The sequence below is a fragment of the Streptomyces sp. SAI-170 genome (genome assembly GCF_049739565.1).
In the GTDB taxonomy this organism is placed as follows: domain Bacteria; phylum Actinomycetota; class Actinomycetes; order Streptomycetales; family Streptomycetaceae; genus Streptomyces.
Map to the genome: position 1 here is coordinate 5,589,497 of NZ_JBMGQD010000001.1, position 14,584 is coordinate 5,604,080.

General features: G+C 70.0%; 11 protein-coding genes. 10 read left to right on the forward strand and 1 reads right to left on the reverse strand.

Annotated elements, in window-relative coordinates:
* Nucleotides 1-13: 13 nt before the first annotated feature.
* Nucleotides 14-943 (reverse strand): hypothetical protein, encoded by a 930-nt coding sequence (locus RKD23_RS25060; RefSeq protein ID WP_424855712.1) that lies wholly within the window; start codon nucleotides 941-943, stop codon nucleotides 14-16.
* A gap of 137 nt (nucleotides 944-1,080) precedes the next feature.
* On the opposite strand from RKD23_RS25060, the gene RKD23_RS25065 reads away from it, so the two are divergent.
* From RKD23_RS25065 to RKD23_RS25110, 10 genes are all read left to right on the forward strand, one after another.
* Nucleotides 1,081-3,705, forward strand: a complete 2,625-nt coding sequence (locus tag RKD23_RS25065) for a valine--tRNA ligase (RefSeq protein ID WP_424855713.1) — start codon at nucleotides 1,081-1,083, stop codon at nucleotides 3,703-3,705.
* A 114-nt stretch (nucleotides 3,706-3,819) separates the two neighbouring features.
* Nucleotides 3,820-5,325, forward strand: coding sequence for a bifunctional tetrahydrofolate synthase/dihydrofolate synthase (folC, locus tag RKD23_RS25070; RefSeq protein WP_424855714.1), 1,506 nt, complete (start codon nucleotides 3,820-3,822; stop codon nucleotides 5,323-5,325).
* A 10-nt stretch (nucleotides 5,326-5,335) separates the two neighbouring features.
* Nucleotides 5,336-5,692: a DUF4233 domain-containing protein gene (locus RKD23_RS25075; protein WP_424855715.1), complete on the forward strand. Its 357-nt coding sequence runs from the start codon at nucleotides 5,336-5,338 to the stop codon at nucleotides 5,690-5,692.
* A 65-nt stretch (nucleotides 5,693-5,757) separates the two neighbouring features.
* The gene (gene ndk, locus RKD23_RS25080) at nucleotides 5,758-6,171 is read left to right on the forward strand and encodes a nucleoside-diphosphate kinase (protein WP_399641489.1); all 414 of its coding nucleotides are present in this window, start codon (nucleotides 5,758-5,760) and stop codon (nucleotides 6,169-6,171) included.
* Between the two features lie 275 nt (nucleotides 6,172-6,446).
* The gene (locus RKD23_RS25085; protein WP_004931372.1) at nucleotides 6,447-7,466 is read left to right on the forward strand and encodes a rod shape-determining protein; all 1,020 of its coding nucleotides are present in this window, start codon (nucleotides 6,447-6,449) and stop codon (nucleotides 7,464-7,466) included.
* A gap of 158 nt (nucleotides 7,467-7,624) precedes the next feature.
* Nucleotides 7,625-8,572 carry a rod shape-determining protein MreC gene (mreC, locus tag RKD23_RS25090; RefSeq protein ID WP_424855716.1) on the forward strand — a complete coding sequence of 316 codons (948 nt, stop codon included), beginning with the start codon at nucleotides 7,625-7,627 and terminating at the stop codon, nucleotides 8,570-8,572.
* A gap of 13 nt (nucleotides 8,573-8,585) precedes the next feature.
* Nucleotides 8,586-9,263 carry a rod shape-determining protein MreD gene (mreD, locus tag RKD23_RS25095; protein WP_424855717.1) on the forward strand — a complete coding sequence of 226 codons (678 nt, stop codon included), beginning with the start codon at nucleotides 8,586-8,588 and terminating at the stop codon, nucleotides 9,261-9,263.
* A gap of 215 nt (nucleotides 9,264-9,478) precedes the next feature.
* Nucleotides 9,479-11,782, forward strand: a complete 2,304-nt coding sequence (mrdA, locus tag RKD23_RS25100) for a penicillin-binding protein 2 (protein WP_424855718.1) — start codon at nucleotides 9,479-9,481, stop codon at nucleotides 11,780-11,782.
* Nucleotides 11,779-12,978 (forward strand): rod shape-determining protein RodA, encoded by a 1,200-nt coding sequence (gene rodA / locus RKD23_RS25105; RefSeq protein WP_424855719.1) that lies wholly within the window; start codon nucleotides 11,779-11,781, stop codon nucleotides 12,976-12,978. Before mrdA ends, rodA begins: the two co-directional genes overlap by 4 nt.
* Before the next feature lie 74 nt (nucleotides 12,979-13,052).
* Entirely contained in the window at nucleotides 13,053-14,564 is a 1,512-nt protein-coding gene (locus RKD23_RS25110; RefSeq protein WP_424855720.1) for a CHAD domain-containing protein, read from the forward strand.
* Nucleotides 14,565-14,584: the final 20 nt, after the last annotated feature.

The window sequence follows — 14,584 nt, forward strand, 5'->3', positions numbered from 1 at the left end:
TCGAGCGGGCGCGTCACGCCGGGACGCGGACCTCCTTGCGGAGCTTGCCCGCGAGCTCGGAGGATTTCTCCAGGTCGGCGGCCTTGCCGGCCATCGCCTCCGCGATGTTCATGTCGATCACGACACCGATGGTGCTGTAGTCACCCCAGATGCAGACCGGCACGCTGAACTCCTTGGGGCCCTGGCCCGAGCTGTCACCCGGGGTCTTGGCCTCCTGGCACTTGAGGACGGCGCCGTCGAGCTCGAACTCCTTCGGGCTGCCGACGACCTCGCCCTCGCCGTCCTTGCCGGCTTCCTTCTTCAGCTCGGCGAACATCTCGTCGACGACCTTCTCGGGGTCCTCGATCTCGCCGTACACGCCCATGAACTGGAGCATGCGCATGGACAGGGGGTTCTCCTCGTCCCCGGCCTGGTACTGCGCGTCCACGTCCTTGGCGTTCTTCACGCCGTGCTTCTCGGCGTCCTTGAGGTCGTCGAAGCCGCTGCTCTCGGAGTCGTCGCCCTTCTTGTAGTCGGTCAGCACCGTGTCGGGCGTCGTCAGCTTGTGCGGCCCGTCGTCCGCGATGTCGGACCCGGCACCCCCGCCGCCGCCCAGCACGAAGTACGCCCCCACCGCGATCGCCGCGACCACCGCGACCGCGCCGATGATCAGGCCCGTCTTCTTCTTGCCGCCGCCGGAGGCCGGAGGCTGCGGGGCCGCGCCGTAGGGGGCCTGGCCGTACGGGGGCTGCTGGCCGTAGCCCTGCTGCGGGGGCACCGGCTGCTGCTGCGGGTAGCCGTAGCCCGGCTGGGGCTGGGCCGGCTGCTGGGGGTAGCCGTAGCCGGGCTGAGGCGCCGGCGGCTGCTGCTGGCCGTAGGGGCCAGGCTGCTGCTGCGGCTGCCCGCCGTACGGACCCGGCTGCTGAGGCTGCCCGCCGTACGGGCCCGGCTGGTTGTAGCTCATTTCTGGGTTCCCCTCCAGATGCTTATGCGTTCCAGACATCCTGGCCCAGACCCCCTGCCCGCACGGCACCCGGGGTCCTGACCGTTACAAATCAATCGAGTTTCGGGACCGGCCCGTGACACCTCTAAACTGAGCCCGTGACCGAGAACACTCAGCAGCAGCACTCAGCGCCCACCACCGAACTGCCGACCCAGTACGCGCCGGCCGAGGTAGAGGGGACGCTGTACGAGCGCTGGGTGGACAAGGGTTACTTCACCGCCGACGCGGCGAGCGACAAGACCCCGTACACCATCGTCATCCCGCCGCCGAACGTCACCGGCAGCCTCCACCTGGGCCACGCCTTCCAGCACACGCTCATGGACGCCCTCACCCGCCGCAAGCGCATGCAGGGCTACGAGTCGCTGTGGCTGCCCGGCATGGACCACGCCGGCATCGCCACCCAGAACAAGGTCGAGCAGCAGCTCGCCGAGGAGGGCAAGTCCCGCCACGACCTGGGCCGCGAGGAGTTCGTCGAGCGCGTCTGGCGGTGGAAGGAGGAGTACGGCGGCAAGATCCTCGGCCAGATGCGCCGCCTCGGCGACGGCGTCGACTGGTCCCGCGAGCGCTTCACCATGGACGAGGGGCTGTCCCGCGCCGTCCAGACCATCTTCAAGAAGCTCTACGACGACGAGCTGATCTACCGCGCCGAGCGCATCATCAACTGGTGCCCGCGCTGCCTGACCGCCATCTCCGACATCGAGGTGGAGTACCAGGAGGACGCCGGTGAGCTGGTGTCGATCAAGTACGGCGAGGGGGAGGACACCCTCGTCGTCGCGACCACGCGCGCGGAGACGATGCTCGGTGACACCGCCGTCGCCGTCCACCCGGACGACGAGCGCTACAAGCACCTCGTCGGCAAGCAGATCAAGCTGCCGCTGACCGACCGCACCATCCCGGTCGTCGCCGACACGCACGTCGACCCCGAGTTCGGCACCGGCGCCGTCAAGGTGACCCCGGCCCACGACCCGAACGACTTCGCGATCGGCCAGCGCCACAACCTGCCGTCCCTGACGATCATGGACGAGCACGGCGTCATCACCGTCCACGGCCCCTTCCTCGGCCAGGACCGCTACGAGGCCCGCTCGGCCGTCGTCGGCGCGCTGAAGGCGCAGGGCCGGATCGTCGCCGAGAAGCGCCCGTACATGCACTCCGTCGGCCACTGCTCCCGCTGCAAGACCACGGTCGAGCCGCGCCTGTCCATGCAGTGGTGGGTCAACGTCAAGCCGCTCGCCAAGGCCGCCGGCGACGCCGTCCGCGACGGCCGCGTGGCCATCCACCCGGCCGACATGTCGAAGCGCTACTTCGACTGGGTCGACAACATGAACGACTGGTGCATCTCGCGCCAGCTGTGGTGGGGCCACCGCATCCCGATCTGGTACGGCCCCGACGGCGAGGTCGTCTGCGTCGGCCCCGACGAGCAGCCGCCCACCGGCGAGGGCTGGCACCAGGACACCGACGTCCTCGACACCTGGTTCTCCTCCGGCCTGTGGCCGTTCTCCACGCTCGGCTGGCCGGAGAAGACCCCGGACCTGGAGAAGTTCTACTCCACCGACGTCCTGCTCACCGGCCACGACATCATCTTCTTCTGGGTCGCCCGGATGATGATGTTCGGCCTGTACGCCATGGACGGCGAGGTCCCGTTCAAGACCATCGCCCTGACCGGCCTGGTCCGCGACGAGCGCGGCAAGAAGATGTCGAAGTCCTTCGGCAACGTGGTCGACCCGCTGGACTGGATGGACAAGTACGGCTCCGACGCCGTCCGCTTCACCCTGGCCAAGGGCGCCAACCCGGGCACCGACGTGCCGATCGGCGAGGACTGGGTCCAGGCGTCCCGGAACTTCGCCAACAAGATCTGGAACGCCACCCGCTTCGCCCTGATGAACGGCGCCACGGTCGAGGGCGAGCTCCCGGCCGCCGAGCAGCTGTCGGCGACCGACCGCTGGATCCTCTCCCGCCTGAACAAGACGGTCGCGCAGGTCGACGCGTACTACGACGACTTCCAGTTCGCCAAGCTCAGCGAGGCGCTGTACCACTTCGCGTGGGACGAGGTCTTCGACTGGTACGTCGAGCTGTCCAAGACCACCTTCATGGCGGGCGGCGAGGGCGCCAAGGCCTCCGGCCGGGTCCTCGGTGAGGTCCTGGACGTCCTGATGCGTCTGCTGCACCCGGTGATGCCGTTCGTCACCGAGACGCTGTGGACCACGCTGACCGGCCGCGAGTCGATCGTGATCGCCGACTGGCCGAAGGACAGTGGCTTCCGCGACGACGCCGCCGAGGCCGAGATCGAGAACCTCCAGCAGGTCGTCACCGAGGTCCGCCGCTTCCGCGCCGACCAGGGCCTCCAGCCCGGCCAGCGCGTCCCGGCCCGCCTCACGCTGGACGGCACGGCCCTGGCGCCGCACGAGGCCGCCATCCGCCAGCTGCTGCGTCTCCAGCCGGAGGGCGACACCTTCACGGCGACGGCGACCCTCCCGATCGCGGGCGCCGAGGTGGCCCTCGACCTCTCCGGCACCATCGACGTCGCGGCCGAGCGCAAGCGCCTGGCCAAGGACCTCGCGGCGGCGGAGAAGGAGAAGGCCCAGGCGAACGCCAAGCTCGGCAACGAGGCGTTCCTGGCGAAGGCCCCGGACAACGTGGTGGAGAAGATCCGCACGCGCCTGGCGAAGGCGGACGAGGACATCGCGAGGATCCAGACGCAGCTGGAAAACCTGCCCCAGCAGTAGTGCCGCCAGGGGCGCGGGGAACTGCGTGATCAACCACGCACGACCCCGCGCCCGCCGGACGGCATCAGCCCCACCTGCTTAGGCACTGTCAGTCCCGCTCCGTAGACTGGCACTGTGACCCACCCCAGCGACGACCAGCCCGATCCCTTCGACCCCTTCGACGAGATCATCGACGCCGAGACCGACCGCGACCCCGACCTCGCGGTCATCGAGGCCGGCAGCCGTACCCTGCGCACCCAGGGCGCAGCCCCTGCGCAGGACGTCCCCGCGCGTCCCGAGGACCCCGAGGTCGACAAGGCCCTGCGCGAGGTCGAGGCCGACCTCGCCACCCGCTGGGGCGAGACCAAGCTGGAGCCCTCGGTCAGCCGTATCGCCGCGCTGATGGACGTCCTGGGCGAGCCGCAGCGGTCGTACCCCTCGATCCACATCACCGGCACCAACGGCAAGACGTCGACGGCCCGCATGATCGAGGCCCTCCTCGGCGCCTTCGAGCTGCGCACCGGCCGCTACACCTCGCCCCACGTGCAGTCGATCACCGAGCGCATCAGCCTGGACGGCGCCCCGATCTCGGCCGAGCGGTTCATCGAGACGTACCAGGACATCAAGCCGTACGTCGAGATGGTCGACGCCCGGCAGGAGTACCGGCTGTCCTTCTTCGAGGTGCTCACCGGCATGGCGTACGCGGCGTTCGCGGACGCGCCGGTCGACGTGGCGGTCGTCGAGGTCGGCATGGGCGGGTCCTGGGACGCGACGAACGTCATCGACGCGGACGTGGCGGTGGTGACCCCGATCGACCTCGACCACACCGACCGGCTGGGCGAGACGCCCGCCGAGATCGCGGGGGAGAAGTCCGGGATCATCAAGCAGGGCGCGACCGTGATCATGGCCCAGCAGCCGGTGGACGCCGCGCAGGTGCTGCTGAAGAAGGCCGTCGAGGTGGACGCGACCGTGGCCCGGGAGGGCCTGGAGTTCGGGGTCGTCGACCGCCAGGTCGCCGTCGGCGGCCAGCTGATGACGCTGCGCGGGCTGGGCGGCGAGTACCACGAGGTGTATCTGCCGCTGCACGGCGCGCACCAGGCGCACAACGCCGCGGTGGCGCTGGCCGCGGTCGAGGCGTTCTTCGGGGTGGGCTCGGTGCGCGCCGAGCCGCTGGACACGGACACCGTGCGCAAGGCGTTCGCGGCGGTGTCGTCGCCGGGCCGCCTGGAGGTCGTACGGCGCTCCCCGACGGTCGTGCTGGACGCGGCGCACAACCCGGCGGGCGCGCGGGTGACCGCGGAGGCGGTCGGCGAGGCGTTCGACTTCAGCCGGCTGATCGGTGTGGTCGGAGCGAGCGGCGACAAGAACGTACGCGGTCTCCTGGAGGCCTTCGAGCCGATCTTCGCCGAGGTCGTCATCACCCAGAACTCCAGCCACCGCGCGATGGACGCCGACGAGCTGGCCGCGATCGCCGTGGAGGTCTTCGGCGAGGACCGCGTCCAGGTCGAGCCGCGGCTGCCGGACGCCCTGGAGGCGGCGATCACGCTGGCCGAGGAAGAGGGCGAGTTCGCCGGCGGCGGCGTCCTGGTCACCGGTTCCGTCATCACGGTGGGCGAGGCCCGCCTGCTCCTGGGGAAGTGACCTCTCGACCATGCGTACGCTCTGTTCCTCGACCCTGATCGGCGAGTTCTTCGTGATTGGCTTCGCCGGGCTGGTCGCGATGAAGGACGACTCCCTGTCCATGGGCACGGTCTGGACCGTCAGCGGCATCGCGATGCTCCTGTGTCTGCTCCTGTGCGGCCTGGTCACCCGCCCCGGCGGCATCGCCCTCGGTTGGGCCCTCCAGCTCGGCCTCATCGCCTCCGGCTTCGTCGTCCCGATCATGTTCTTCCTCGGCGCGATGTTCGCCGCCCTGTGGTGGGCCTCGGTCCACTTCGGCCGGAAGATCGACGAGGCGAAGGCGAGATTCGCGGCGCAGGGCGACCCGGCCCAGGCTGACGCTGCGTAACGGTTGCCCCAAAGGGCCCTGTAGCCTCGTCACACCGCACACCTGTAGGTAGAAGGAGTCCTGTCGTGACCCAGCGCACCCTCGTCCTCCTCAAGCCCGACGCCGTCCGTCGTGGCCTGACCGGCGAGATCATCAGCCGTATCGAGCGCAAGGCCGGCTGGTCGATCACCGCGCTGGAGCTGCGCGAGCTGGACCAGGACACGCTGGAGCAGCACTACGGCGAGCACAAGGGCAAGCCGTTCTACGAGCCGCTGGTGGCGTTCATGTCGTCCGGCCCGGTCGTGGCGATGATCGTCGAGGGCGAGCGGGTCATCGAGGGCGTGCGTCAGCTGGCCGGTCCGACCGACCCGATCGCCGCCGCGCCGGGCTCCATCCGGGGCGACTTCGGTGTGATCGTCCGGGAGAACCTGATCCACGCCTCGGACTCCGAGGAGTCCGCCGAGCGCGAGGTGAAGATCTTCTTCCCCGGCCGCGCGTAACCGCGTACTCTTCGCCGCAAGCCACACGGAAGTCCGGGGGTCAGCCTCCGGACTTTCCTGGCATGTGAGCGGCGATCGAGGGAACGTGTCTCCCCGAACGCACGTCTCCAGAAGCGAACCCGCACATCATCTGCTGACAATGGCGGAGACCCTCACGCAGGGTCCGTGAAGGCGCGTCTACGATGGAAGCCTTCACGTCACAGCACCCACCACGCCGACCTGATATGCCCTCAAAAGCCAGCAGGAAGGCCAGACGAATCCTGATGGGGAACTCAATGTCGTTCATCGGCCGTGACATGGCTGTCGACCTCGGGACCGCCAACACGCTGGTGTACGTCAGGGGTCGCGGGATCGTACTCAATGAGCCGTCCGTCGTCGCGATCAACACCAACACCGGTGGGATTCTCGCGGTCGGCGCCGAAGCGAAGAAGATGATCGGGCGCACGCCCGGCAACATCGTTGCCGTACGTCCGCTGAAGGACGGCGTGATCGCCGACTTCGAGATCACCGAGCGGATGCTCCGCTACTTCATCCTGAAGATCCACAAGCGGCGGTATCTGGCCCGGCCGCGGGTCGTCGTCTGTGTGCCCTCCGGCATCACCGGCGTCGAGCGCCGCGCCGTCATCGAGGCGTCGTCCCAGGCCGGCGCCCGTCAGGTGCACATCATCGAGGAGCCCATGGCCGCGGCCATCGGCTCCGGCCTGCCGGTCCACGAGGCCACGGGCAACATGGTGGTGGACATCGGCGGCGGCACCACGGAGGTCGCGGTCATCTCCCTCGGCGGCATCGTCACCGCCCAGTCCATCCGCGTCGCGGGCGACGAGCTGGACAACGCGATCATCCAGCACATCAAGAAGGAGTACTCCCTTCTGCTGGGCGAGCGCACGGCCGAACAGATCAAGATCACGATCGGTTCGGCGTACGACCTCGACGCTGACGAACACACCGAAATCCGCGGCCGGGACCTCGTCTCCGGGCTGCCCAAGACCGTCGTCATCTCCGCCGCCGAAGTACGCAAGGCGATCGAGGAGCCCGTCAACGCCATCGTCGACGCCGTGAAGACGACGCTGGACAAGTGCCCGCCGGAGCTGTCCGGCGACATCATGGACCGCGGCATCGTCCTCACCGGCGGCGGCGCCCTGCTGCGCGGCCTCGACGAGCGGCTGCGCCGGGAGACCGGCATGCCGATCCACATCGCCGAGGACCCGCTGGACAGCGTGGCGCTCGGCTCCGGCAAGTGCGTCGAGGAGTTCGAGGCGCTCCAGCAGGTGCTGGACGCCCAGCCCCGCAGATGACGCAACTCGTCGATTCCGCCGTACGAGATGATCGCCTCTCGTACGGCGGATCGTTGATATAGAGGCATAAGCTGCCACAAACGAGCCCCTCGGACTTCCCAGGGGCTACCCCGTTTCCGACTGAGTTTCCAATTCGAGGAAGGGCACGGCCGCCGCACGTGAGGGACACACGAGAGAGCCGGCTGCTCCTGGTGCTGCTGATCGCCATCGCGTTCGCACTGATCACGGTGGACATCCGCGGTGGGGAGGATTCACCGGTCGACGGTGCCCGCCAGGCCGCGGCCTCCGTCTTCGGCCCGATCGAGAACGGCGTCGCCTCCGCGGTCGACCCGGTCGGCAACGCCGTCTCCGCCGTACGCGACTCCGGCGACCGGCACGACCGTATCGCCGAGCTGGAGAAGGAGAACGCCGCCCTCAAGGCGCAGCTCGGCAGCGACGACCGCAACCGCAGCCGCCTCAAGCAGCTCGACAAGGTGCTGAAGGTGGCCGGCGAGGGCCAGTACGGCATCAAGGGCGCCGAGGTCATCGCCATAGGAGCCGCACAGGGCTTCTCCTGGACCATCACCATCGACGTCGGCGCCAACGACGGCATCAAGCGCGACATGACCGTCCTCAACGGCGACGGCCTCGTCGGCCGCGTCACCACCGTCGGCCCCAACGCCTCGACCGTGCTGCTCGCCAACGACCCCGACTTCACCGTCGGCACCCGGATGGAGGGCAGCGACGAACTCGGCTTCGCCTCCGGACAGGGCGACCGCCCGCTGCGCGTCGAACTCCTCAACGGCAAGGCCCAGATCAAGAAGGGCGACCGCCTGGTCACCTTCGGCTCGCAGGCCGACCGGCCCTTCGTGCCCGGCGTCCCCGTCGGTGTCGTCTCCCGCGTCGACCCCTCCGGCGGCGACCTGACCCGCACCCTGTACGTCACGCCGTACGTCAGCTTCAGCAAGCTCGACATCGTCGGCGTCGTCGTGCAGGCCCCCAGCAAGGATCCGCGCGACACCGTGCTCCCGGACAAACCGAAGCCCACGCCCAGGCCGACCGTGACGGTCACCGTCACCCCGTCGGCGCCCGCCGACGGCCAGTTCCAGCAAGAGCAGCAGCAGTAGGGGAGCTGAACTGATGCGCTTCAACCGGATCCTGCTGTCCGTTCCGCTGGTCGTCGTCGCGCTGGTGCTCCAGGTGAGCGTGCTCGCCCGGCTGCACCTGCCGGGCGCCGTGCCCGACCTGGTGCTCCTCACCGTCCTCGGCCTCGCGCTCGTCTACGGCCATGTCGGCGGCGCCCTCGTCGGCTTCGGCGCCGGACTGCTCTCCGACCTCGCCCCGCCCGCCGATCACGCGGCCGGCCGCTACGCGCTCGTGCTGTGCGTCATCGGCTATCTGGCCGGCCTGATCAAGCCGGAGAACGGCAGACTCAAGTCGGCGACCGGCCCGCTGGCCGTGGTCGCCGTCGCCGCGATCGGCTCCACCCTGCTGTACGCCGGTGTCGGCGCGCTCGTCGGCGACACGGCAGCCCGTCATGTCGGGCTGCCCGGGCTGCTGTTCACGGCCATGCTGTACGACCTGCTGCTCGCGCCCTTCGTGGTGCCGGGCATCATGGCGCTGGCCCGGCGCGCCGACAACGACCCGCTCGCCGAGGCGAACTCCGCGGGCTCGGCCGACATCTCCTCCGGCTGGCTGTCCTCCGGCACCGGGCTGCGCATCGGCAGCCAGCGCGGGGGCCTGGGCGGCCTGAAGGTGAAGGCGGCCCGGGCGCGCACCGCCCGCGCGGGACGCATCAAGGGGGTCAAGCGGCTGTGACCACCGCGGAGTTCACCCGGACGGGGGACCCGGGCCGGAACCGGGCGGCGCGGGCCGTTCGTTCATCATTCGTACGCACACCGATTTCGTCGTCGCTGGTCCGCACACCGGCCTCGTCGTCACCCGCACGCACACCGGCGTCAGTGGTCGGCACACCGATGGCGCCCGTCGGCACACCGGCATCCGCACGCGCTCGCTGAGAGGGGGAGACACCAGTGACCAACATTCCCGAGACCGGGCGGACCCCACGCGTCCAGATCCGGCTCGTCGTCATCCAGATCCTCGTCCTCTCCCTCCTCGGCACCCTGGGCGGCCGCCTGTGGTACCTCCAGATCCGTGAGGGAGACGCCTACGCCAAGGAGGCCTCCGGCAACCACGTCCAGCAGGTCGTCCAGCCCGCCGTGCGCGGCTCGATCCTGGACGCGCGCGGAGTGCCCCTCGCGGACAACGAGACCCGGCTGGTGGTCTCCGCCTCCCGCACCGAGCTGCTGAAGATGAAGGACGACGGCGACGCCGTCCTCACCAAGCTCGCCGGCGTCCTCGGCATGACGCCGAAGGAGGTCAGGGAGAAGGTCCGGCTGTGCGACGCCGAGACCCCCCAGCCCTGCTGGAACGGCTCACCGTACCAGCCGATCCCCATCACCGACGAGGCCACCCCGCGCCAGGCCCTGCAGATCCGCGAGCGCGCCGAGGACTTCCCCGGCATCACCGCCGAGCCGGAGGCCGTCCGCCGCTACCCGGCACCCGGCAAGTCCAACACCGCCCAGGTGCTCGGCTACCTTTCCCCGGTCACCGACGAGGAGATCAAGCAGGCCCAGGACACCGACTCCCCGTTCCTGCGCTCCGACCAGGTCGGCCGCTCCGGCCTGGAGCGCCAGTACGACAAGGAGCTGCGCGGCAAGGCCGGCGTCACCCGCTACGAGGTCGACAACCTCGGCCGCGTCATCGGCCAGGCCGAAGCGGACGCCGCCCAGCCCGGCTCCCACCTCGTCACCAGCATCGACGCCCGCGTGCAGCGCGTCGCCGAGTACGAGCTGAACGCGGCGATGAAGGAAGCCCGCAAGGCCTGGGACCGCAACACCCAGGAGCGGTACAAGGCCGACGCGGGCGCGGTCGTCGTGATGGAGGCCAAGACCGGCCGGGTCGTCGCGATGGCCTCGAACCCGACCTACGACCCCAACGCCTGGGTCGGCGGCATCTCCGCCAAGGACTACGCGAAGCTCACCGGCAAGAGCTCCAACTACCCGCTGCTCAACAGGGCCATACAGGGTCAGGCGGCGCCCGGCTCCATCTTCAAGGTGGTCTCCACGGCCGCCGCGGTCCAGGCCGGCTACGACTTCGACGGCCGCTACGAGTGCTCCAGTGCGTACAACGTCGGCGGCCAGGTCTTCAAGAACTTCGAGTCCCAGAACCACGGCGCGATCAGCCTCGGCCGGGCCCTGGAGGTCTCCTGCGACACCGTCTACTACCGGCTGGCACACGCCCAGTGGCAGAAGGACGGCGGCATCGACCCCAAGGGCAAGCCCAAGGACTGGTTCTTCAAGACCGCCCACCAGTTCGGCCTGGGCGAGGAGACCGGCATCGACCTGCCCAACGAGGTCACCGGCCGCATCCCCGACCGCCAGTGGAAGCAGCAGTACTGGGAGGCCAACAAGGACGCCTGGTGCAAGACCGGCAAGAAGGACGGCGACTACGTCGAGCGCATCTCCTACGAGAACTGCCTCGAAGGCAACAAGATGCGCGCCGGTGACGAGATCAACTACTCCATCGGCCAGGGCGACACGCTGGTGACGCCGATCCAGATGGCGACGATCTACGCCGCCATCTCCAACGGCGGCACGCTGTACGACCCGACGGTCGGCAAGGCCGTGGTCAGCGCCGACGGCAAGAAGGTCACCGAGATCAAGCCCAAGGCACACGGCAAGCTGCCCGTCAGCCGGGCGACCCTGGCCCAGATGGACGAGGCGCTCGCGGGCGTGGCCACGCGCGGTACGGCCGCCTGGCGGTTCGGCGGCTGGCCGCAGGACAAGATCGAGATGCACGCCAAGACCGGTACCGCGGAGGTCTACGGCAAGCAGACGACCTCCTGGTTCGCCACGTACACCAAGGACTACGCGATCGTCATGACGATCTCCCAGGGTGGTACGGGCTCCGGCGCCTCCGGTCCGGCGGTGCGCAACATCTACGACGCCCTGTACGGCGTCTCCGACGACGGCGTCATCACCAAGAAGAACGCCCTGCTGCCCACCCCGCAGAAGAACCTGCCGCGGATCCAGGCGGACGGCACGATCCGCCCGCCGAAGCTCTCCAAGGACCCGGCGAAGGACCAGCAGACCTACCAGAAGCCGGCCGAGGGCGAGGGCGCGGTGGAGACCGTCGCCACGAACCCCGACGACGGCACCGAGCCGGGCGGCGGCGGGCAGCCGACCGCGGCCACCGTGGCGAGCCCGGAGGCGGACAACCGAGAGACACGGCGTCGGCGGCGGTCCCGCCGCCCCGGCCGGAGGAAGTGCACATGACCGGCGTCAACAGCTTCCAGGTCTCCGGCTACGGCCCCGAGCGGGCCGGCTGGACCCGCCTGTTCGCCCGGGACTCCCTCGCCCGCCGGCTGGACTGGCCGATACTGCTGGCCGCGCTCGCGCTGTCGCTGCTCGGCTCCCTGCTGGTGTTCTCGGCCACCCGCAACCGCACCGAGATCAACCAGGGCGACCCCTACTACTTCCTCGTCCGGCACATCATGAACACCGGCATCGGGTTCGCCCTGATGATCGGCACGGTCTGGGTCGGGCATCGCACGCTGCGCACGGCGGTGCCCATCCTGTACGGCGCCTCGGTGTTCCTGATCCTGCTGGTGCTCACGCCGCTGGGCTCGACGGTCAACGGCGCGCACTCCTGGATCGTGCTCGGCGGCGGCTTCTCGCTCCAGCCCTCGGAGTTCGTGAAGATCACGATCATCCTGGGCATGGCGATGCTGTTGGCGGCCAGAGTGGACGCGGGTGACCGGCCCTACCCCGACCATCGCACGGTCCTGCAGGCGCTGGGCCTGGCCGCCGTGCCGATGCTGATCGTGATGCTCATGCCCGACCTCGGCTCGGTCATGGTCATGGTGATCATCGTGCTGGGCGTGCTGCTGGCCTCCGGCGCCTCCAACCGGTGGGTGTTCGGCCTGCTGGGCTCGGGCACGCTGGGCGCGCTGGCGGTGTGGCAGCTGGGGGTCCTCGACGAGTACCAGATCAACCGCTTCGCCGCCTTCGCCAACCCCGAGCTGGACCCGGCGGGCGTCGGCTACAACACCAACCAGGCCCGTATCGCCATCGGCTCCGGCGGCCTGACGGGCTCGGGCCTGTTCCACGGCTCGCAGACCACCGGCCAGTTCGTGCCCGAGCAGCAGACCGACTTCGTGTTCACGGTGGCGGGCGAGGAGCTGGGCTTCGTCGGGGGCGGCCTGATCATCGTGCTGCTCGGTGTGGTGCTGTGGCGGGCCTGCCGGATAGCGCGGGAGACGAGCGAGCTGTACGGCACGGTCGTGGCCGCGGGGATCGTGGCCTGGTTCGCCTTCCAGGCGTTCGAGAACATCGGGATGACCCTGGGGATCATGCCGGTGACCGGTCTGCCGCTGCCGTTCGTGTCCTACGGAGGCTCGTCGATGTTCGCCGTGTGGGTGGCGGTGGGGCTGTTGCAGTCCATCAGAGTGCAGCGACCGCTGTCGGCGTGAGCGGCCCGTTCTCCCGGAGTTTCCAACCCCGTTGGGCCCTGTCGTCCGGCCATGGCGGCCACTAGATTCGGTTCATGGCGGACACCAAGCGCGAGATCGAGCGGAAGTACGAGTCCGACGACAGCGGCCTGCCCGACCTGACCGGCGTCGCCGGTGTCGCGGCCGTGATCGACAAGGGTGTCGCGCACCTGGACGCCACCTACTACGACACGGCCGACGGCCGCCTGGCCGCCTCCTCCATCACCCTGCGGCGCCGCACGGGCGGCTCCGACGCCGGCTGGCATCTGAAGTTCCCGGTCGGCCCGGGCGTGCGGGACGAGATCCGGGCCCCGCTGTCCGACGCCGTGCCCCGCACGCTCGCCGGGCTGGTGCGCTCCCGGGTCCGGGACGCCGAGCTGGTGCCCGTCGTACGGCTGCGCTCGGACCGGGATGTGCGCGACCTCACCGACGCGGCGGGGCGGCTGCTGGCCGAGGTCAGTGTGGACGCGGTGTACGCCGAGCGGCTCGACGGGGACGGCGGCGACGCCCAGTGGACCGAGATCGAGGTGGAGCTGGCCGACGGGGGAGACCCTGCGTTCCTCGACCGGGTCGAGAAACGGTTGCGCAGGGCGGGCGTGCGGCCGTCGGGGTCCGCGTCGAAGCTGGCCCGGGCGCTCGCGGAGACGGGCCCCCGCCCGAAGAAGAAGCGGAAGGGGAGTGCCGCTTCGGATGCCGGCCCGGTGTCGGCCGGCGATCACGTCCTGGCCTGTCTGCGCGCCCAGCGCGACGCGATCGTCGAGCTCGATCCCGCCGTACGGCGTGACATGGACGACTCGGTGCATGCCCTGCGGGTCGCCACCCGCAGGATGCGCAGCGCGTTCCGCTCCTTCGGCACGGTCCTCGACCGCTCGGTCACCGACCCGATCGGCGAGGAACTGAAGTGGCTGGCCGGAGAGCTGGGCGTGGACCGCGACCAGGAGGTGCTGACCGAGCGGATCACCGCCGCCCTCGACGCGCTGCCCCGCGCCCTGGTCACCGGGCCGGTGCGCACCCGGCTGCGCACCTGGACGCACGCCCGGCGCGGCGGATCGCGCCGGCGGCTGATCGCCGTACTGGACGGCAAGCGGTACCTGGAGCTGCTCGGCACGCTGGACGCGCTGATCGCCGACCCGCCGCTTTGCAAGGCGGCGGCCGGAGCGCCGGAGAAGGTGATCGCCAAGGCCGTACGCAAGGATCTGGCGCAGGTGTCGGACCTGGTGGAGCGGGCCCTTGACCTGCCGCCCGGCCACGATCGCGACCTCGCGCTGCACGAGGCGCGCAAGCGGGCCAAGCGGACGCGCTACTCGGCGGAGGCGGCGACCGCGGCGCTCGGCGATCCGGCGGCGGCGCTCGCACGGTCGATGAAGGCGCTGCAGAACCTCCTCGGCGACCACCAGGACAGCGTGATGACCCGCGAGGCCCTGCGCGACCTGGCGGCGCAGGCACAGGCGGCGGGGGAGAGCTCCTTCACCTACGGGGTGCTGTACGGGCGGGAGGAGCTGCGGGCGGTGCGGGCCGAGGAGGCGTTGCCGGGGGCGTGGTCGCAGGTGAGGGCGGTGACCCTCTGAGCGTGCGGGACAGTCCGCCG

Bases quoted from the DNA above. Each gene is read 5' to 3' on its own strand.
- RKD23_RS25060 (WP_424855712.1), bottom strand. From the start codon at position 943: ATGAGCTACAACCAGCCGGGCCCGTACGGCGGGCAGCCTCAGCAGCCG.
- mreD (WP_424855717.1), top strand. From the start codon at position 8,586: ATGCGCTTCAACCGGATCCTGCTGTCCGTTCCGCTGGTCGTCGTCGCG.
- RKD23_RS25075 (WP_424855715.1), top strand. From the start codon at position 5,336: ATGCGTACGCTCTGTTCCTCGACCCTGATCGGCGAGTTCTTCGTGATT.
- rodA (WP_424855719.1), top strand. From the start codon at position 11,779: ATGACCGGCGTCAACAGCTTCCAGGTCTCCGGCTACGGCCCCGAGCGG.
- RKD23_RS25110 (WP_424855720.1), top strand. From the start codon at position 13,053: ATGGCGGACACCAAGCGCGAGATCGAGCGGAAGTACGAGTCCGACGAC.
- RKD23_RS25085 (WP_004931372.1), top strand. From the start codon at position 6,447: ATGTCGTTCATCGGCCGTGACATGGCTGTCGACCTCGGGACCGCCAAC.